This window comes from uncultured Pseudoflavonifractor sp. (genome assembly GCF_944387805.1).
In the GTDB taxonomy this organism is placed as follows: Bacteria; Bacillota; Clostridia; order Oscillospirales; family Oscillospiraceae; genus Pseudoflavonifractor.
This window is the reverse complement of sequence record NZ_CALXGI010000006.1, coordinates 25,167-43,992: the sequence shown is the minus strand read 5'-3', so window position 1 is coordinate 43,992 and position 18,826 is coordinate 25,167. Positions and strand designations below refer to the sequence as shown.

Annotated in this window: 17 protein-coding genes; 12 read left to right on the top strand and 5 right to left on the bottom strand. The window is 61.9% G+C overall.

From position 1 onward, the window contains the following. Positions 1–7: 7 nt before the first annotated feature. The 9 genes from Q0K06_RS02970 (at position 8) to Q0K06_RS02930 (ending at position 5,309) form a co-directional block, all read left to right on the top strand. Positions 8–157, top strand: coding sequence for a hypothetical protein (locus Q0K06_RS02970; RefSeq protein ID WP_294548387.1), 150 nt, complete (start codon positions 8–10; stop codon positions 155–157). After that, entirely contained in the window at positions 154–501 is a 348-nt protein-coding gene (locus Q0K06_RS02965; protein ID WP_294548385.1) for a hypothetical protein, read from the top strand. Before Q0K06_RS02970 ends, Q0K06_RS02965 begins: the two co-directional genes overlap by 4 nt. Next, positions 494–760, top strand: a complete 267-nt coding sequence (locus Q0K06_RS02960) for a hypothetical protein (RefSeq protein WP_294548382.1) — start codon at positions 494–496, stop codon at positions 758–760. The genes Q0K06_RS02965 and Q0K06_RS02960 overlap by 8 nt, the downstream gene beginning before the upstream one ends. Before the next feature lie 15 nt (positions 761–775). Continuing rightward, positions 776–1,432, top strand: coding sequence for a hypothetical protein (locus Q0K06_RS02955; RefSeq protein ID WP_294548378.1), 657 nt, complete (start codon positions 776–778; stop codon positions 1,430–1,432). A gap of 11 nt (positions 1,433–1,443) precedes the next feature. Then, positions 1,444–1,899, top strand: a complete 456-nt coding sequence (locus tag Q0K06_RS02950) for a hypothetical protein (RefSeq protein ID WP_294548375.1) — start codon at positions 1,444–1,446, stop codon at positions 1,897–1,899. A gap of 10 nt (positions 1,900–1,909) precedes the next feature. Next, positions 1,910–2,563, top strand: a complete 654-nt coding sequence (locus Q0K06_RS02945) for a hypothetical protein (RefSeq protein WP_294548373.1) — start codon at positions 1,910–1,912, stop codon at positions 2,561–2,563. After that, positions 2,560–4,134, top strand: a complete 1,575-nt coding sequence (locus Q0K06_RS02940; RefSeq protein ID WP_294548370.1) for an N-acetylmuramoyl-L-alanine amidase — start codon at positions 2,560–2,562, stop codon at positions 4,132–4,134. The genes Q0K06_RS02945 and Q0K06_RS02940 overlap by 4 nt, the downstream gene beginning before the upstream one ends. A 10-nt stretch (positions 4,135–4,144) precedes the next feature. Then, a complete protein-coding gene (locus Q0K06_RS02935; protein ID WP_294548367.1) occupies positions 4,145–4,651 on the top strand; it encodes a phage holin family protein in 507 nt (168 codons plus the stop codon). A gap of 286 nt (positions 4,652–4,937) precedes the next feature. Then, positions 4,938–5,309: a serine proteinase gene (locus Q0K06_RS02930; RefSeq protein ID WP_294548364.1), complete on the top strand. Its 372-nt coding sequence runs from the start codon at positions 4,938–4,940 to the stop codon at positions 5,307–5,309. Positions 5,310–5,391: 82 nt separating this feature from the next. Here Q0K06_RS02930 and Q0K06_RS02925 read toward each other — a convergent pair whose 3' ends face one another. After that, entirely contained in the window at positions 5,392–6,303 is a 912-nt protein-coding gene (locus Q0K06_RS02925) for an SH3 domain-containing C40 family peptidase (protein ID WP_294548361.1), read from the bottom strand. 81 nt (positions 6,304–6,384) lie between these two features. Next, positions 6,385–6,675, bottom strand: a complete 291-nt coding sequence (locus Q0K06_RS02920; RefSeq protein ID WP_294548358.1) for a hypothetical protein — start codon at positions 6,673–6,675, stop codon at positions 6,385–6,387. A 223-nt stretch (positions 6,676–6,898) separates the two neighbouring features. Between Q0K06_RS02920 and Q0K06_RS02915 the strand changes: the two genes are divergently transcribed. Next, on the top strand, positions 6,899–7,333 hold the full coding sequence (locus Q0K06_RS02915) for a DUF3842 family protein (RefSeq protein ID WP_294548355.1): 435 nt from the start codon (positions 6,899–6,901) through the stop codon (positions 7,331–7,333). Positions 7,334–7,336: 3 nt separating this feature from the next. Here the strand turns inward: Q0K06_RS02915 and Q0K06_RS02910 are convergent, their stop codons facing one another. The 3 genes from Q0K06_RS02910 to Q0K06_RS02900 form a co-directional block, all read right to left on the bottom strand. Further along, positions 7,337–8,728: a conjugal transfer protein TraL gene (locus tag Q0K06_RS02910; RefSeq protein WP_294548352.1), complete on the bottom strand. Its 1,392-nt coding sequence runs from the start codon at positions 8,726–8,728 to the stop codon at positions 7,337–7,339. 143 nt (positions 8,729–8,871) lie between these two features. Beyond that, entirely contained in the window at positions 8,872–10,269 is a 1,398-nt protein-coding gene (locus Q0K06_RS02905; protein WP_294548350.1) for a hypothetical protein, read from the bottom strand. Then, positions 10,266–10,790, bottom strand: a complete 525-nt coding sequence (locus tag Q0K06_RS02900; RefSeq protein WP_294548348.1) for an RNA polymerase sigma factor — start codon at positions 10,788–10,790, stop codon at positions 10,266–10,268. The genes Q0K06_RS02905 and Q0K06_RS02900 overlap by 4 nt, the downstream gene beginning before the upstream one ends. A gap of 466 nt (positions 10,791–11,256) precedes the next feature. Between Q0K06_RS02900 and rpoB the strand changes: the two genes are divergently transcribed. Both rpoB and rpoC read left to right on the top strand, forming a co-directional pair. Then, complete coding sequence (gene rpoB, locus Q0K06_RS02895; protein WP_294548521.1) at positions 11,257–14,973, top strand: DNA-directed RNA polymerase subunit beta; 3,717 nt, start codon at positions 11,257–11,259, stop codon at positions 14,971–14,973. A 21-nt stretch (positions 14,974–14,994) separates the two neighbouring features. Next, on the top strand, positions 14,995–18,744 hold the full coding sequence (rpoC, locus tag Q0K06_RS02890; RefSeq protein WP_294548346.1) for a DNA-directed RNA polymerase subunit beta': 3,750 nt from the start codon (positions 14,995–14,997) through the stop codon (positions 18,742–18,744). Positions 18,745–18,826: the final 82 nt, after the last annotated feature.

Genomic DNA, 18,826 nt, shown 5'->3' with positions numbered 1-18,826 from the left:
TGAGAAAATGGCGACACTGGAGGAGCTGGAGGCGCGCATTGCGGCCCTGGAGCAGGCCCAGTCCCCCACGGAGTACTACACCAGCAAGTACTCCGGCGAGGAGATGGACGCCCTGCTGGACAAAGTCGCGGCCATGGAGGAGGGGGAGACGGGATGAGCATCCTGGTTGAGGGAACCCGGCTCCGCATGGTACGGGGAGACAGCGGACGCATCACCGTCAGCTGTACCGGCGCGGACGGCGCGCCCCGGCCCTTTGAGGCGGGGGAGACGGTGGTCTTTACCGTCAAGCGGTCCTATACGGACCTGGAGGCATTGGTGGAGAAGGAGATGGCCCTCCAGGAGACGGGGGAGGCGGTGGCGGACCTGCTGCCGGAGGACACGGCCGCGCTGCCCGTCCGGTCCTATGCCTACGATGTGCGGCTGAGAACCGCCGCCGGAGAGGTCCACACCGTTGTCCCCAGGTCGGAGCTGGTACTGGAGGAGGAGATTGGCCATGTCTGAGGCGCGTCTGGCCGCCAGTATCTCCGCAGACGTGCCCCTGGCCGGGCGGATACGGGCCCCTGCCCCCCTCAGCGGCAGCGTGACGGGGGGCGGCTCCGGCGGCGTCATGTGGCAGGTGGGCGACGGCCTGAAGCTGGAGGGCGGCGTGCTCTCGGTGGACACGGCCGACGCCGTGGAGGAGGACAACACCCGGCCCGTCACCTCCGCCGCCGTCTATACCCAGCTGGGCAACGTGGAGGCCCTCCTGGCCTCCGTATAAGAGAGGAGTACAGATATGAGCATACAGAGTGAGATTACCCGCATCCAGGGCCTGCGCAACGCCCTGCGGGCCAAGCTGGTGGCCCTTGGCCTGGCCCAGAGCTCGGCGGACCTGGAGGACTGCGTCACCGCTGTGGAGGGCGTGGAAAACCGGGGCGGGGTGACGGGGTCCATCGCGGACAAGAGCACCCCCTACTCCGTGCCCGCCGGATACCACAACGGCTCCGGCACCGTGTCCATCGCCCCGGCCGAGCAGCAGAAGCTGCTCCCGGGCAACATTAAGCAGGGCGTCACCATCCTGGGCGTGGCGGGCAGCTACTCCGGCGAGGGCGTCAACCTCCAGACCAAGACCGTCACCCCCACCAAGTCCCAGCAGAATATCACGGCGGACGAGGGCTATGACGCCCTCTCCCAGGTGACGGTGGAGCCCATCCCGGACAACTACGGCGACGTGTCCGGCGTCACCGCCGGCGAGGGCGACGTACTGGCCAACAAGATATTTGTGGACGCCAGCGGCGCGGAGAAGGCGGGCACCATGCCCAACAACGGGGCGGTCTCCGCCACCATTGACGGACTGACCACCAGCACCTACACCGTGCCCGCCGGGTACCACTCCGGTACGGGCACCGTCTCCCTCAACGGGGACATCGAGGCCGCCCTGGCCGCCATCTGAGGGAGGGCGCTATGAGCATCCAGAGTGAAATTGACCGGCTTGCCCAGGCTAAATTCAATATTGCCCAGGCCATTGGAGACAAGGGCGTGGAGGTTCCGGCAGACGCTACGCTGGACGAGTTTCACTCCTACATCGGGGCCATCCCGAGTCCCGGATCCACACTGGGGGAGCGGCTGGGCACCTACAACACCTTAGGGGGAGTCATCGACACACCGGTTTCCTTCGGGCAGCGTGCATTTTACGGCCTGGCGGCGGTGAGCGACGCGTACACCATTGTGGCTGTGGGAGCGCATGGACCGTCTGTCGGTGTCAACCACTGGGTCAGCAATGTGATTACCTCCAGTCTCCACGACCCGGCAACAGGCTGGCTCACATTTAAGGCAGAGTCCGGCGCTTACCGCATGACCTGGACCATATGCCCGGACGGCAGCATATCTGACCGGATGTTCACGCTGTACGGCCTGTGAGGGGGGAAATATGAACTATTACGAAGTGATTGCCGGCAGCCGGAGCTACGGCCTGGAGCTGCCGGAGAGCGACGTGGACTGCTGCCGGGTGGCGGACAGCTGGGACATGCACATGGAAGGGCAGAGCAACATAATTCAGGTGCCCAGAGCGGAGTTCCTGAACCGCGTTTTCTGCCGGCACGATAACGCCTATTACCTCCAGTGGCTCTACCCGGCCCAGGTGTGCAGCGACAACGAGGTATCCAGGTATCTGATGGACAGGCGGGAGACCATTACAGCAGCCCAGAAAGGCGCGGTCTACCGGATTCTCACCGCCCATGCCGGCCGCCTGGAGAAATATTCCGATATACTGTATGACCGCTATCCAAAGCGCGCGGCCTATGCTGCGCTGTTCTACGCCATCGCGGCCAACTACGCCCAGGGGATGCCCTTTTCCCAGGCTCACCGCCCTGATGAGGAGCTGCGTACCTTCCTCCTGGGCATCCGGCGTGGAGAAGTGCCGCAGGAGGAAGCTATGGCCCGGATCAGTGCCGAGAGAGCCCGTGCGCTGGCGGCCAAAACTTTTTACAGCGCCCAGCCGGATGATGCGCTGCTGAGGGACACCGAGGCGGAGCTCCGGAAACTCATGGCGTTGGAAGAGAACATGGAAGGAGCGGGATTGTGACACACGCAAGCACGTGCATCCAGCGTGTCCAACTCGGACACATCAAGCGCATGGCCCTGGTCACCGGCGGGGGCCGGAGCCTGGAGCAGGTCAAGGCAGCGGAGGGGCCGGACCTCATTTGCAACGCCGGATTTTTCGAGTACATCGGCAAGCCCACCCACCACCTGAAGGCAGACGGGGTGGTGCGGGCAAAAGCAGCCTGGGGCTGCTGGGGCTACGCCTGGGACTCTGGAAGCGATATCGCACTGACCGCGCTGCCCGCCGATGACCGGGCCAGCTACATCGGCGGCTATGAGCTGCTCACCCCCATGGTGGGCATCCATGACGCCCTGAGCTACGGCGGGGAGCTGGGGGACCGGAGGGGCCGCACGGCCATGGCCCTGGACGGGGAGAACCTCATCCTCTACTGCTCCGGCGACGGCACGGCGGACGCGGCCACCCCCGAGGCGCTGCGGGAGGAGCTGTACACCCTGGGAGCTGAGACGGCCATCATGCTGGACGGCGGCGGCAGCTCCCAGTGCGATTTTGGCAGCGGGCAGGTCATTGACTCCACCCGTCCGGTGGACAGCTACCTGTGTGTCTGGCTGACAGCAGAGGACGACGGCAAGGAGGACAAGCCTGTGGATGAGATTACTCAAGCTATTATGACAGACAGCGCCTGCTACAAGGCGGGACGCAAGATTACCCCCAAGGGTATCATGGTACACAGCACCGCCACCCCCGGTGCCATGGCCGACCAGATCCGCAGCGCATGGGACAACGCCCAGGCGACGGCGGCGGTCCACGCCATCATTGACGACGGCAACACATTGATGACCCTGCCGTGGAGTGCCCGCGGCTGGCACGCCGGCACCGGTACCAGCGGCAGGACCGCCAACGACACCCACATTGCCATTGAGGTCTGCGAGCCGGAGCAGTGCCGCCTGCTGCCGGTGGAGTGGGTCCCCCTGTACCGTGGGGCTGAGGGTATGAGTGCCTGGGCTGTCAAGCGCTGGCAGCAGGAGCTACAGCGGATGGGCCTGTACTCCGGGGAGATTGACGGCAGCTTTGGCCCGGCCACCGAGACAGCCACCCGGGCCGCCCAGGCCGCGCTGGGGCTCACTCAGGACGGCTCCTGCGGCCCCGCCACCCTGGCGGCGGCAGCGGCCCAGGAGGGCTCTCTTATGGCCTATGACCCCCAGGAGGCGGAGGACTACTTTGCCGCCGCCTGGGAGCGCGCCATGGCCCTGTGCGCCAAGCTGTGCAACGCCTACCAGCTCAACCCTGTGACGGACATCCTCTGCCACGCCGAGGGCTACCGGGCGGGCATCGCCTCCAACCATGCCGACGTGGAGCACTGGTGGCCCAGACACGGCAAGACGATGGACGACTTCCGCGCCGCTGTCCGGGCGCTCCTGTATGGTGAGACACCCCAGGAGCCGGAGGAGCCCACCGAGTGGTACACCGACGCGCAGAACTGGGTGACCGCTATGGGTATTGCGGACGGCAGCCGCCCTCTGGACAATGTCACCCGCGCCGAGGTGTGGGTTATGCTCCAGCGGCTCTACCAGGCCATTAAGGCCGGAAAGTGAGGAGATACATATGGAAAACATCTTCGCCGCATTTGCGGACAAGGCCAATCTTATCTGGGGCGCCGTCCTGACGGGCCTGTCCTATGCCTTCGGCACCCACTGGCCTCTGTTTGCCTTCTTCTTTGTGCTCAATGTGGTGGACTATGTCTACGGCGTTCTCAAAGCAAGGGCCACGGGCACCATGTCCAGCGCCAAGGGCGCCAAAGGCATTCTCAAGAAGGTGTCTTACTGGGTGCTCATCGCCCTGGCCTTCGGCGTCGCCTGCGTGTTCATCGACGTGGGCACCGTGCTGGGTCTGGACCTGTCCTTCCTCCAGCTCATCGGCTGGTTCGTGCTGGCCATTTACATCATCAATGAGCTGACCAGCATCGTGGAGAACATGGTGGCCCTGGGCGTGGACGTGCCGGACATCCTGCTCAAGGGCCTGGCCGCCGCTAAGACAGCAGTGGATGAGGCCGGCAACAAAGTGGTGCCTGCGGATGACAGCGCCGTCCAGGCAGAGAGTAAGAACAAATAAGGCAAGGCCCTGCCGGAACATTCCGGCAGGGCCTTGTTACTAATCCATTATTTATGTGAAATATAACGAATCATAAAAAGTTATATATTGATTAAAAACCTGCGAATATACGCCATAAAATCGAATGAAATGGTTGCAAGGAATACGAGTACATTAAAAAAGGCTTAAATCATATTGAGGGCTATTGCGCCGGGCAAGAAAAGAGGTTAAAATAAACCCAGATTCCGAAGAAGCGTCCTGTTGAATCGGATGAAGAAGTTGGGAAGACATGAGGAGGTTGTTTCCTATGGCATTTTTTGATGAACTGAAGGATAAAGCGATGGATCTGGGCCGGGCGGGCGTGGCCAAATCCCGGCAGCTGGCCGAGATTGCCAAGCTGAATCTGGCCAACTCCGCCGAGGAGGACGCAATTAAAAAGGCTTACATCGAGATCGGCAAGCTCTATTACGCCGAGCGGGGCATGGCTCCAGAGGCGGCCTATGTGGCGCTGTGCGAGAAGATCACTGCCTCCAAGGTGACCATCGAGGAGAACAAGAGCCGCATCGCTGAGCTGAAAGCGGAGGGCAGCCTGGAGGACACGGAGACGCCTCCTGTGTACACCAATATTCCGCCTGAGGAGCCTGGCTGCGGCGGGGACGACTCTGACGGAACCCTTTGAGAAGAAAGAGAAAAGCGCCGCTGTCCTGAAGAAGGACAGCGGCGCTCTTTTTCTGTTATGTATGGAGATTCAAAAATGATACTCAGATGATGTGGCGGCCGTAGACATAGACGCGGGAGTAGTAACCGCTGGAGAGATCATCAATCTGAACCATGTAGGCGTTGGTGGAGGCGTGGATAAACTTGCCGTTGCCGATGTAGATACCCACGTGGGACACAGGCTTGGAAGTGTATCCGCTGTTGAAGAACACCAGATCGCCGGGCTGAAGCTGATCCTTGGTTACAGCCACGCCGTTTGCCAGCTGGTCGGTAGCGGTGCGGTTCAGGGTGTAGCCGAAATGGGAGTACACATACTTGGTGAAGCCGGAGCAGTCAAAGGAGGAGGGACCGTTGCCGCCCCACACATAGGCGCAGCCCAGGAAGTTCTGAGCATAGTCGACAATCTGCTGGCCCAGGCTGGCGTTGGAGGAGACGGCGGTGCTGTCGCCGCGGGAACCGGCGGAGTCCTTTACGGTAATCATGTAATCGCTGCTGACGTAGCCGGTGGCGCCGTTATATGTAACCTTGTACCAGCCGTTATCAATGCCCACAATGTCCACCACAGCGCCGTCGCTGAGGGTGGCCACGCGGCTGTAGCTGGTGGCAGGGCCGCTGCGCATGTTCAGCGTGGAGCCGCCGGTGCTCACCTTGCCGTAGCCGATCTTCACATCGGCAGTTGCCTGCACGTCCAGATATTCCCCGGACATATAGCCCTCAATGGAATTGTAATCCACTTTGTACCAGCCGTTGCCCGCGTCCGCCAGGACGACGACTGTGTCGCCGCTGGGAGCGGTGGCCAGGATGGTGGAGTCGGTGCTGGCGCTCTCGCGGAGGCGGAGGGCGTCGGCGGTAACAGTGCCTACACCCACGCTGGCGGCAGAAGCGCCGGCGACGGTAATAGCGGAGAGGGCGGCGCCGAGAACTGCGACGCGCAGGAACTTTCCGGCAGGTATCATTGGTATCATCCTCCATACAGATTTGGTCCGGCTTGCGCCGAAAATGCTTTCTCTTTTGTAAAGTTGCGGTAATGGAGCCTCTTATTTAGAGGAGAGGCTGCGCTCCAGCCAGACGGAAGCCACATCCATGGCGTTGTACAGGCTGTCCTTTTCAGTCTTCTTTACCATCCGGTCCCGGCTCTTCAGGTCAGGGTCGGTGAGCTGCAGCTGCACGGACACGCGAGTGGCCACATCCAGGTCTTTTACCTTCTTGGTGTCCATAATCTGCATCATGATAATGTATTTATCCGCCATGCTGCCGTAGTAGATCAGATTATCTTTGCGGCGGAGCGGGTGACCTTTATAAACCAGAGGAATCTTTTCTTCAGCCATGAGGCCCTCCTTGTAACAACTAGAATCAAACTGTAACCAAATTGTAACACATTGTAGTCGCCGTGTCAAACTTTTTCCGGCAGAAAATCCTGCCAGGAGAATTATTATGTCAATCAAAATGACGAAGGGATTTTTTCGTAAAAATTGTTTGCAATTTTGCACAGCACAGGGTAAAATTGCGTAGATAGAGCGAAAAATGGATAACGAATGGAGTCGGTAGGAATTGAAACGGGAAAATATTATTGTAGCCGTAGTGGACGGACTGGGAGGCGGAATCGGGAAGAGCCTTGTGGAGAAGCTGAAGAAGAACTATCCCTGGCTTCATATCCGCGCCCTGGGGACCAATTCCGGAGCCACTGCCCGCATGCTGAAGGCGGGGGCGGACGACGGCGCCACTGGTGAGAACGCAGTCGTAGTCAACGCAGGAAAGGTGCAGATGATTCTGGGGGTGGTCACCGTGCTGGCCGCCAACGGCCTGCTGGGGGAGGTCACGCCTGCCATGGCTTTGGCTATCGGGGAGAGTGAAGCGGTCAAGATTCTCATCCCCATGGAGCGCTGCCGCATCCGGGTGGCGGCGGAGCCCGGCACAGTGGCGCAATACCTGGACCGGGCCGTGGAGCTGGCAGGGCAGGAGCTGGACCGGCTGACGCAGGACTGAACCTCATCCGGCGCGCCTCTGTCTGCTGTGCAGGCGGGGGCGCTCCTGCGCGTTCTGAGGCCTGTCCGCCGGAGAAGCCAGAGACCGGAACAGCCCCCAGGCGGCGCCCAGCAGTGCGGAGAGCATGAGCAGGGCGCCTACGGACATAGGAAAGGCGCGCTCTAACTTTAAATAGGTGTAGTAGGCGCCCAGAGAAGCTGTCTGGACCAGTGCCGCAAGGAAAACGCGCCGTCTGTCGGTGCAGGCCCAGAGTAAGGTGAGGACATCTGCCAGAAAAAAGTACCGGTCATGCATGTGGGGGAGGAGAAAGGGAATCCCGATGGCCAGTACCGCGCCGCCTGCCAGCAGCGCTTGCTGGGGGACCCGCCGCCGGTTGAGAAAAAGGGCCAGCAGCACGCCGGCCGCCAGCAGCCCGGCGGCGGCGGTGCCCAGCGCGGCCGGAAAAGAGGCCTCCGCAGGCACCGCGCCGGGGAACAGGGCATAGACCGAGGGGGCGTTAAGCGTGAGGGCGGAATAGGCCTTTGCCTGCGCTGCATATACCATTAAAATATCAGGCAGGGGTTTCCCGGCCAGAAGTGCCGGGAAGATGGCGGCCAGAAAGGCGGCGGGGAAGAGGGGCAGGTGCCTGGTTTTAACCCGTCCTGTAAACCAAAGGGCGGCCCACAGGGGCAGAAGGAAGACGGTCTGAAGCTTGACGGAGAAGGCCAGCCCGGCCAGCGCCAGAGAGGCGGCGCCCTGCTTCTCCAGGCCGCAGGCCAGTGCGTGGAGCAGAAGGGCGGCGTAGATGGCGTCGCACTGGGACCAGCAGGCGCCGTTGAGCACCACCGTGGGCAGCAGCAGGAGCAGGCAGAAGGCAACGGAAGGGCGGGGGCTGTCATCCGGGCAGAAGAGACGGCACAGCCGGAAGCCGCCCCAGGCCAGGACTATATCAAAGAGCACGGAGAAGAGTTTAATCAGGTAGAAATCGGGCACGTCCAGATAGGAGAGGGCGGCGAGAAAATAGAGATAGGGGACATTGTAGTTTCCCACGCTGTCCTTCAGAGCGGCGAAGCCGCCGTTGTTCCGGAAATAGGCCGTCCAGGGGCCGAGGAAGTCGTAATAATCATAGGAGCAGTAATCCAGGCACAGCACACGGTAGAAGAGGGCCGCCCCCACCGGCAGCAGGCAGAGCAGACACAGCTGCCAGCCGCAGCTCTCCAGGGCCAGCAGGGCCAGAGACAAGGCCGCCAGCATGAGCACCAGCATAAAAATCAGCCACCGGTCTGGTACGGTGGCATATTGCAGCCCCATCACCCGGACCAGAGCCAGCATCAGCAGCGCCGCCCCCGCCGCTCCGCACGGAATCGCCAGCCAGGCTCCGCAGGTGCGGGGAGAGTGCCAGAGCGTGTCAGGCATAAAATCCCTTCTTTCAGGAAGAATCTTCCATAATCCTACCATGGAAAGGGAAGAAAATTTCGGGAAACCGGGCGAAAGGAGCGGCGGAGCAAAAAAGAGCCTCTCCCGGTGGGGGGAGAGGCGTGAAAAGGGGAGAAATAAGGTTATGGTGCGGTCCAGACGACCTGTCCGGCCAGGGAGACGGAGACGATGTCCGCAGTGTCGGGGAAAATGCGGTTTCCGTCGTTGTCTACGGGCTGGAAGTGGGCGGAGGAGGGGCCGTTGGCTGCACCGGAGCCGCCCTGCCACACGGTGGCAACCTGACTGCCGTCCGCCATGGTGAGCACCGGGGCGATGTCCTGGTCAGAGAGGGTGCTCAGGTTGCCGATGCCGTTGGCTGCGGTAAAGGAGACATCCAGGGCGGAGAGCCGCAGGCTGGTGAGCTGGAGGGCTGTGCCGTTCAGGTCCACAGTGGTTTGGATATCCAGCGTCAAAGCTGCGCTCTGGTCGGCGGTAAAGGTGAGAGAGAAGGGTGCGTCGGACAGGACCTTGTCCATCTGATAGGAGACCATCAACTCCAGCCAAGGTAGGTCGGCGGCGGTAAGGGGACAGTCACGGAAGGTGTAAAGTACGCCTCTGATGCCGTCGGACAGGGTGACGCCGTCGCCGCCGAAGAGGGAATAGCGCTCACCAGTTCTGGTGTCCATCAGAGCCTCCGGGAGGACGCCGCTGCATACCAGTTCGCCGCTCTGGGCTGTGCCGTCGCTGAGAAGGATACCCAGCCCGTTTTCGGTGACCGCCGCGCCCAGTATCCGGTACTGGGGGAATTCCTCGTCCAGCGGCAGAGGGATAGAGACCTGTTCCAGGGCGGCGACGTCCTGTCCGGCGCTGTATTCCGGGATATCCAACTCCCCAAGGTCTGCCAGAGATACGGTCTCTTCCGGTTGATAGCCCAGGGCGTTGTCTGAGTAGAGAGGAATAACCACGCCGTCAGCCGTAAAGGTGAGCTGCTTGCCGGACAGGGTCACTCCGGCGGAGAGACGGTGGTCCTCCAGCTCACAGCGGAAGAAGAGCGTGGTTCCGTCCTCTGAGAGGACGGGGGTGTCCATACCTCCTCCGCCGAAGGACTGACCGTCGGCCAGAAGGCTGGCGTGCATGACGTGGCCGCTGAGCCGGGTGTTCGGGTCTATGGGGCCGCCGTCCGAACGGGAGATGGAGAGTAGCAGGATGATGCCGCTGTCGTCGGCCATCACATCCTCCAGGATGAGAGTGTAGTCTCCGGCGGTCTGGCTGACGCCGGGGGAGGTAACAGCACTGGAGGGAATATCAGCGCCGGGCCAGAAGTGCTGCCATAGGCCGGAGACGCCGGCAGCCGCGGCGCCAATAATAAAAAAGAGGGCCAGGGCGGCGGCCACCAGAAGGGTGCGCCGGGGGAGGGCGCGGCGCTGACGGTCGCTGTCCGCAGCCAGCCGCAGGCGGACGCCCTGCTCAATGTCACAGCAGGGCGTGTGCACCTGGGAGAGGGCGTCGTATATCAGCTGTTCATCCGGGGTTCGGTTCATAAACAATCCTCCTTTACACAGGATGGGTGAGATGGAGCAAGAGTCCTGGCCAGCTTCTTTTTGGCTCGCTGGTAGCGCTGCCGGGCGGTGGCGGCGGATATGCCGTGCCGCTGGGCCAGGACCTCAAAGGGCTGTTCCTCCATGACCCGGCCAAAGACCATGGCACGTTCCTCCGGCCTGAGGGTGAGCAGGGCACGGCGCAGGTCCTCGCCGATATAGTCCGGGTCTGATGAAGGCGGAGGAGGGGGCGCGAAGAGCTGCCGCTTCCGCCGCCGTATCTGGTCGATACAGGCGGTATAGGCCAGCCGGTACAGCCATGGCTGGAGCGGGGCGGCCTTGAGCCGCTCCCGGTAGCGCCAAGCTTTGAAAAAGGTATCCTGTACCGCGTCCTGAGCCTCGTGATAGTCACAGAGAATGTGGTGGCAGTAGCGCAGCAGGGACTGTCCATAGCGGTCGATGGCGGTGGAGAGGGCGGCCTCGTCCCCGGCGGAAAAGGCGTCCTGGAGCTGCTGTTCGTCCATGGTGTCCCTTCTTTCCTTATGTAATGCTGAAACCTGGTTTCACCCATGATAACGGCTGCAGAGACGATTTTGTGACAGATGGGCGAAAAAAGAAAACGGTTCGCCCGAATGAGGACGAACCGTTTAGAACCGGCAGGAAGGCAAAATAAAAATCTGGATTTCTCCAAATTTCACCTGCAAAGGGGATTGACTTATACAACTACACATGATATACTTAAATGCTCTCATAGCCGGAAAAGATACATCCCAATTCTCTCCCAGCTTGGGTACAGTTTAACACGGACATGAGAAAAGCGCAATAGGAAACCCAAATATCGTTTCAACGCATGCGGGCGTATCGGAACGTCCGCGGCGTACCCCTTTGTAGGATTTGACGAAGAAGAGGACAGAGAAAGCGGTTTTCGGCCTGATGGAACAGGCAAAAAATCGCGGCAGTATCAGAAAACGAGGTGTTATTTCTACGATGATGGTCAAGGACGTGTACTACGGCAAGACCCTGCGCAAGAGCTACGCCCGTCACGAGGAAATCCTGGACATGCCCAACCTGCTGGAGGTTCAGAAGAACTCCTACCAGTGGTTCCTGGACACAGGCCTTCGTGAGGTGTTCAAGGACGTGGCCTCCATCACCGACTACGCGGGCAACCTGGAGCTCTCCTTTATTGATTATTCCATGGACGAGCCGCCCAAGTACAGCATTGAGGAGTGCAAGGCGCGGGACGCCACGTATGCCGCCCCCATCAAGGTGCGGGTCCGCCTGCGCAACAAGGAGACCGAGGAGATCAAGGAGCAGGAGATCTTCATGGGAGACTTCCCCCTGATGACCGACTCCGGTTCCTTTGTCATCAACGGCGCTGAGCGCGTCATCGTCTCCCAGATTGTCCGCTCTCCCGGCGTGTACTACGCCCGCACCGAGGACAAGGCCGGCAACGTGACCTACGCCACCACCGTCATCCCCTACCGGGGCGCCTGGCTGGAGTATGAGACCGACCTGAGCGATGTGTTCTATGTCCGCATCGACAAGAACCGCAAGCTGCCCATCACCTGCTTTATCCGGGCCGTGGGTCCCCGGACCGACGCCGAGATTATCGACATGTTCGGTGAGGACCCCCGTATTCTGGCCACCCTGGAGAAGGATGCCTGCAAGACCTATGAGGACGCCCTGCTGGAGGTCTACCGCAAGCTCCGTCCCGGCGAGCCCCCCACGGTGGACTCCGCCGAGAGCCTGCTCAACGCCCTGTTCTTTGATCCCCGGCGGTACGACCTGTCCGCCGTGGGCCGCTATAAGTTCAACAAGAAGCTGGCTCTGTGGCACCGGCTGGCCGGCCAGAAGCTGGCCCTGCCCATCGCCGACCCCATGACCGGCGAGATTCTGGCTGAGCCCGGCGAGATCATCAGCCGGGAGAAGGCCCACGAGCTGGATGACCGCGGCGTCAACGAGGCCGTCATTGAGCTGGAGAACGGCACTCAGGTGAAGATGTTCTCCAACAACATGGTGGACATGTCCAAGTTCGTGGACTTTGACCCCGCTGAGTGCGGCATCACCGAGCGGGTCCGCTTCTCCGTCCTCCAGGAGCTGCTGAATCAGTACTCCGGCGAGGAGCTGAAGGAGGCTGTGGCGGAGCACGCCGACGATCTGGTGCCCAAACACATTATTGTGGACGACATGATGGCCTCCATCAATTACCTCAACTGCCTGGCCAACGGCGCCGGCACTGCCGACGACATCGACCACCTGGGCAACCGCCGCCTGCGCTGCGTGGGCGAGCTGCTCCAGAACCAGTTCCGCATCGGCTTCAGCCGCATGGAGCGTGTCATCCGGGAGCGCATGACCATTCAGGACCTGGATATCGTCACCCCCCAGAGCCTGATTAACATCCGTCCTGTCACTGCCGCCATCAAGGAGTTCTTCGGCTCCTCCCCCCTGAGCCAGTTCATGGACCAGACCAATCCTCTGGCTGAGCTGACCCACAAGCGCCGTATGTCCGCTCTGGGCCCCGGCGGTCTGTCCCGTGACCGGGCCTCCTTCGATGTGCGGGACGTCCACTACTCCCACTATGGCCGTCTGTGCCCCATCGAGACCCCCGAAGGTCCCAACATCGGCCTGATCTCCTACCTGTCCGCCTACGCCCGCATCAACCGGTACGGCTTCATTGAGGCCCCCTACCGCAAGGTGGACAAGGCCACCGGCTGCCTCACCGATCAGGTGGAGTACATGACCGCCGATATTGAAGACCAGTTCATCATCGCCCAGGCCACCGAGCCCGTGGATGAGAACAAGCATCTGATCAACGACCGTATTACCTGCCGCCGCCGCAATGAGATCATCGAGGTGGACCGGGAGCAGGTGGACTACATTGATGTCTCCCCCCAGATGATGTTCTCCATCGCCACCGCCCAGATCCCCTTCCTGGAGAACGACGACGCAAACCGCGCTCTGATGGGCGCCAACATGCAGCGGCAGGCCGTGCCTCTGCTCCGCCCCGAGGCGCCCATCGTGGCTACCGGCCAGGAGCACAAGAACTGCATTGACTCCGGCGTGGCCATCCTGGCTGAGGAGGACGGCGAGATCCTGAAGGTCTCCGCCCAGTACATCACCGTCCGCTACGACAGCGGCCGGGTGGTGGACTACAAGCTGACAAAGTTCATGCGCTCCAACCATACCACCTGCATCAATCAGCGCCCCATTGTGGACGCCGGCCAGCGGGTGGAGAAGGGGGAGGTCATTGCCGACGGCCCCTCTACCGCCAACGGCGAGATCGCCCTGGGCAAGAACATCCTCATGGGCTTCATGACCTGGGAAGGCTATAACTACGAGGACGCCATCCTGCTCAACGAGCGTATGGTGAAGGATGATGTCTTTACCTCGATTCATATTGAGGAGTATGAGACTGAGAGCCGGGACACCAAACTGGGCCCCGAGGAGATTACCCGGGATATTCCCAACGTGGGCGAGGACGCCCTGAAGGACCTGGACGAGCGCGGCATCATCCGCGTGGGCGCCGAGGTCCGCTCCGGCGACATCCTGGTGGGCAAGGTCACCCCCAAGGGCGAGACCGATCTGACCGCCGAGGAGCGCCTGCTCCGCGCCATCTTTGGCGAGAAGGCCCGTGAGGTCCGCGACACTTCTCTGAAGGTGCCCCACGGCGAGAGCGGCATCATCGTGGACGTGAAGGTGTTCACCCGCGAGGGCGGCGACGAGCTGTCCCCCGGCGTCAACCAGGTGGTCCGCGTCTACATCGCCCAGAAGCGCAAGATCTCCGTGGGCGACAAGATGGCCGGCCGTCACGGCAACAAGGGTGTCGTGTCCCGCATTCTGCCCCAGGAGGATATGCCTTTCCTGCCCGACGGCACCCCCCTGGATATCGTGCTGAACCCCCTGGGCGTGCCTTCCCGTATGAATATCGGACAGGTGCTGGAGGTCCATCTTGGCTATGCCGCCAAGACCCTGGGCTGGAAGGTGGCCACCCCCATTTTCAACGGCGCCGACGAGAAGGACATCGCCGAGACCCTTCAGCTGGCCGGCCTGAGCCCCGACGGCAAGAGCTGGCTGTACGACGGCCGTACCGGCGAGCGGTTCGATAACCGCGTCACCGTGGGCTACGTCTACTTCCTCAAGCTGCACCACCTGGTGGACGACAAGATTCACGCCCGCTCCACCGGCCCCTACTCCCTGGTCACCCAGCAGCCTCTGGGCGGCAAGGCGCAGTTCGGCGGCCAGCGCTTCGGCGAGATGGAGGTGTGGGCCCTGGAGGCCTACGGCGCCGCCTATACCCTCCAGGAGATCCTCACCGTCAAGTCCGACGATACCACCGGCCGCGTCCGCACCTACGAGGCCATTGTCAAGGGCCACAACGTGCCCAAGCCCGGCGTGCCCGAGTCCTTTAAGGTTCTGGTCAAGGAGCTGCAGGCCCTGTGCCTGGACATCAAGGTTCTGGACGCCCAGGGCCAGGAGATTGAGCTCAAGGACGACGACGAGGACAATTACACCCCCGACCACAGCCACGACGACGACTTCGGCTTTGGCTACGACCAGGGCGGCGAGGCCGAGTTCCAGGCCGCCGGCTACACCCTCAAGGAGGGCAGCGACGATGACGATCTGGCCATCTCCGACGGCGACGAGGATGATGATTTCTCCGACGGCGGCGACATGGACTTCCTGTCCGATGACGGCGACGAGGAATAAGAAAGGGAGGACGACAGAGTTATGAGTTACGCTGAGTTTGACGCCATCCGCATTGGCATCGCCTCCCCGGAGCAGATCCGCGAGTGGTCCTACGGCGAGGTCAAGAAGCCGGAGACCATCAACTACCGCACGCTCAAGCCCGAGCGGGACGGCCTGTTCTGCGAGCGCATCTTTGGCCCCACCAAGGACTGGGAGTGCCACTGCGGCAAGTATAAGAAGATTCGCTACAAGGGCAAAATCTGCGACCGCTGCGGCGTGGAGGTCACCCGGGCCAAGGTGCGCCGTGAGCGCATGGGCCACATCGAGCTGGCCGCCCCTGTGTCCCACATCTGGTACTTCAAGGGCATCCCCTCCCGTATGGGCCTGCTGCTGGACATCAGCCCCCGCATTCTGGAGAAGGTGCTCTACTTCGCCAGCTATATTGTCACCGACCCCGGCTTCTCCCCTCTGGCCAAGAACCAGATTCTCTCCGAGAAGGAGTACCGCGACATGCGGGAGAAGTACGAGGATGATTTTGAGGCCGGCATGGGCGCTGAGGCCGTAAAGAAGCTCCTTCAGGATATCGATTTGGAGCAGCTGTCCGAGCAGCTCCGCGCCGAGCTGAAGGACGCCTCCGGCCAGAAGAAGGCCCGCATCGTCAAGCGCCTGGAGGTGGTGGATGCCTTCCGTCTCTCCGGCAACAAGCCTGAATGGATGATCATCGACGTGCTGCCTGTGATTCCTCCTGAGCTGCGCCCCATGGTGCAGCTGGACGGCGGCCGTTTCGCTACCTCTGACCTGAATGACCTGTACCGCCGGGTCATCAACCGCAACAACCGTCTCAAGCGCCTCATCCAGCTCAACGCGCCCGACATCATCGTGCGCAACGAGAAGCGGATGCTCCAGGAGGCTGTGGACGCCCTCATCGACAACGGCCGCCGGGGCCGCGCCGTCACCGGCGCCAACAATCGGGCGCTCAAGTCCCTGTCCGACATGCTCAAGGGCAAGCAGGGCCGTTTCCGTCAGAACCTGCTGGGCAAGCGTGTGGACTACTCCGGCCGTTCCGTTATCGTGGTTGGCCCCGAGCTGAAGATCTACCAGTGCGGCCTGCCCAAGGAGATGGCCATCGAGCTGTTCCGCCCCTTCGTTATGAAGAAGCTGGTGGAGGACGGCCTGGCCAACAACATCAAGTCCGCCAAGAAGATGGTGGACAAGGGCAAGGCCGAGGTGTGGGATGCGCTGGAGTTCGTCATCAAGGAGCACCCCGTCATGCTCAACCGTGCGCCTACGCTGCACCGTCTGGGTATCCAGGCCTTCGAGCCGGTGCTGGTGGAGGGCCGGGCCATTAAGCTGCACCCCCTGGTGTGTACCGCCTTCAACGCCGACTTCGACGGCGACCAGATGGCCGTCCACGTGCCTCTGTCCGCCGAGGCTCAGACTGAGGCCCGGCTGCTGATGCTCTCCGCCAACAACCTGCTCCGTCCTCAGGACGGCGGCCCCGTCACCGTGCCTACTCAGGATATGGTGCTGGGCTCCTACTACCTGACCTACGAGAAGTACCCCGAGCACACCGAAGGCGAGACCTATGAGGATGTGGCCGCTGTCAAGGCCGCGCTGGCCGAGGGGGTCATCCAGGCCGACGACTACATCTGGGTCAAGCACCCCGGCTCTCTGGACGATATCCCCACCTACGCCGGCATCTGTGCCGAGACTCCCGACGGCGAGCTGCCCCGGGAGGTGCTCCACGCCTTCTCCAGCGACACCGAGGCCCGCCTGGCCTACGACGAAGGCGAGCTGGAGCTCCATGTGCCCATTCTGGTCCGCCGCAGCCGCGAGGTGGACGGCGTCACCAAGAGCAAGCTGGTGCGCACCACCGTGGGCCGCCTGATCTTCAACGAGGGCATCCCCCAGGACCTGGGCTTTGTGGATCGCAGCGATCCCGAGACCATGTTTGACCCGGAGATCAACTTCGTCACCGGTAAGAAGCAGCTGGGCAAGATCATTGACAAGTGCATCACCAAGTATGGCTTCAACTACTCTGCCGGCGTACTGGACACCATTAAGGCCCGGGGCTATAAGTTCTCCACCCGCGGCGCCCTGACCGTCTCCATCTACGACATGACCCTGCCCAAGGAGAAGGAGGGGCTCATCGCCGCCACGGAGAAGAAGATTGTGGAGATTGACAACCTGTACAAGCAGGGCTTCCTGGCCAACGACGAGCGGTACCGCCTGGTGGTTGAGGCCTGGGAGAAGACCACCAAGGACGTGACTGACGCCCTGATGGCCTGCCTGGACCGGTATAACCCCATCTGGATGATGGCCGACTCCGGCGCCCGCGGCAGCTCCGCCCAGATCCGTCAGCTGGCCGGCATGCGCGGCCTGATGGCCGATACCTCCGGCCGTACCATTGAGATCCCCATTAAGTCCAACTTCCGTGAAGGCCTGTCCGTCCTGGAGTACTTCATCTCCTCCCGAGGCGCCCGAAAGGGTATGGCCGATACCGCTCTGCGTACCGCCGACTCCGGTTACCTGACCCGCCGTCTGGTGGACGTCTCCCAGGAGGTCATTATCCGTGAGGAGGACTGCGGCACCCACGACGGCATTATCGTCTCCGAGATCTCTGAGAACGGCCAGGTCATCGAGAGCTTCGGCGAGCGCCTGAAGGGCCGCTATCCTGTGGAGGATATCTGCGATCCCGTCACCGGCGAGGTGCTCATTGACCACCACACCATGATGACCGCGGACCACGCCAAGCTGCTGGAGGCTCACGGCATCCACCAGGCCAAGATCCGCTCTGTCCTCACCTGCGAGGCCAGAAGCGGCGTGTGCTCCAAGTGCTACGGCATCAACCTGGCCATCGGTGAGCGGGTGGGCGCCGGCGAGGCGGTGGGCATCATCGCCGCCCAGTCCATCGGCGAGCCCGGCACCCAGCTGACCATGCGTACCTTCCACACCGGCGGCGTTGCCGGCGGCGATATCACCCAGGGTCTTCCCCGTGTTGAGGAGCTGTTCGAGGCCCGCCGTCCCAAGAAGATGGCTCAGTTGGCTGAGATCTCCGGTCGGGTTTCCATTGAGGAAGCCAAGCGCGCCACGCTGCTCAACGTTACCATCACCGCCGACGACGGCGAGGTGGTCACCTATGCCATTCCCAACTCCGCGGGCATCCGCGTGAAGGACGGCGACACGGTGAAAAAGGGCGACGCCCTCACCGACGGCGCTCTCTATCCCCAGGATGTTATCCGTATCCGGGGCGTCCACGCGGTCTATAACTACCTCATCCAGGAAGTGCAGAAGCCCTACCGTCAGCAGGGCGTTGACATCAACGACAAGCACATTGAGGTTATCTGCCGCCAGATGATGCGCAAGGTCCGCGTTGAGGACGCCGGCGACTCCAATCTGCTCTCCGGCTCCACTGTGGACATCATTGAGTTCAAGGACGCCTACAAGGCGGTCCAGGACCGCATCGCCGCCGGCGAGACCAACGACGGCATGGAACTGCGGCTGCCCACCTGCACCCGTCTGCTGATGGGCATCACCAAGGCCTCTCTGGCCACCGAGTCCTTCCTGTCTGCCGCCTCCTTCCAGGAGACCACCAAGGTCCTGACCGAGGCCGCCATCAAGGGCAAGGTGGACCACCTGCTGGGCCTGAAGGAGAATGTCATCATCGGTAAGCTGATTCCTGCCGGCTCCGGCTTGGCCGCTTACCGCAAGTACGACAAGCAGGAGGAGGCTCAGGCCGAGTCCGCCTCTGCGGTCCACGCCACTCAGGAGCTTATGCGCTCCAGCTTCTAAGCAAATCCTGCAAAACACAGTGCTCCGCCGCCTCTCAGAGGGCGGCGGAGCACATTTTTCTGTCCGGAGCAGTCAGGGTAGG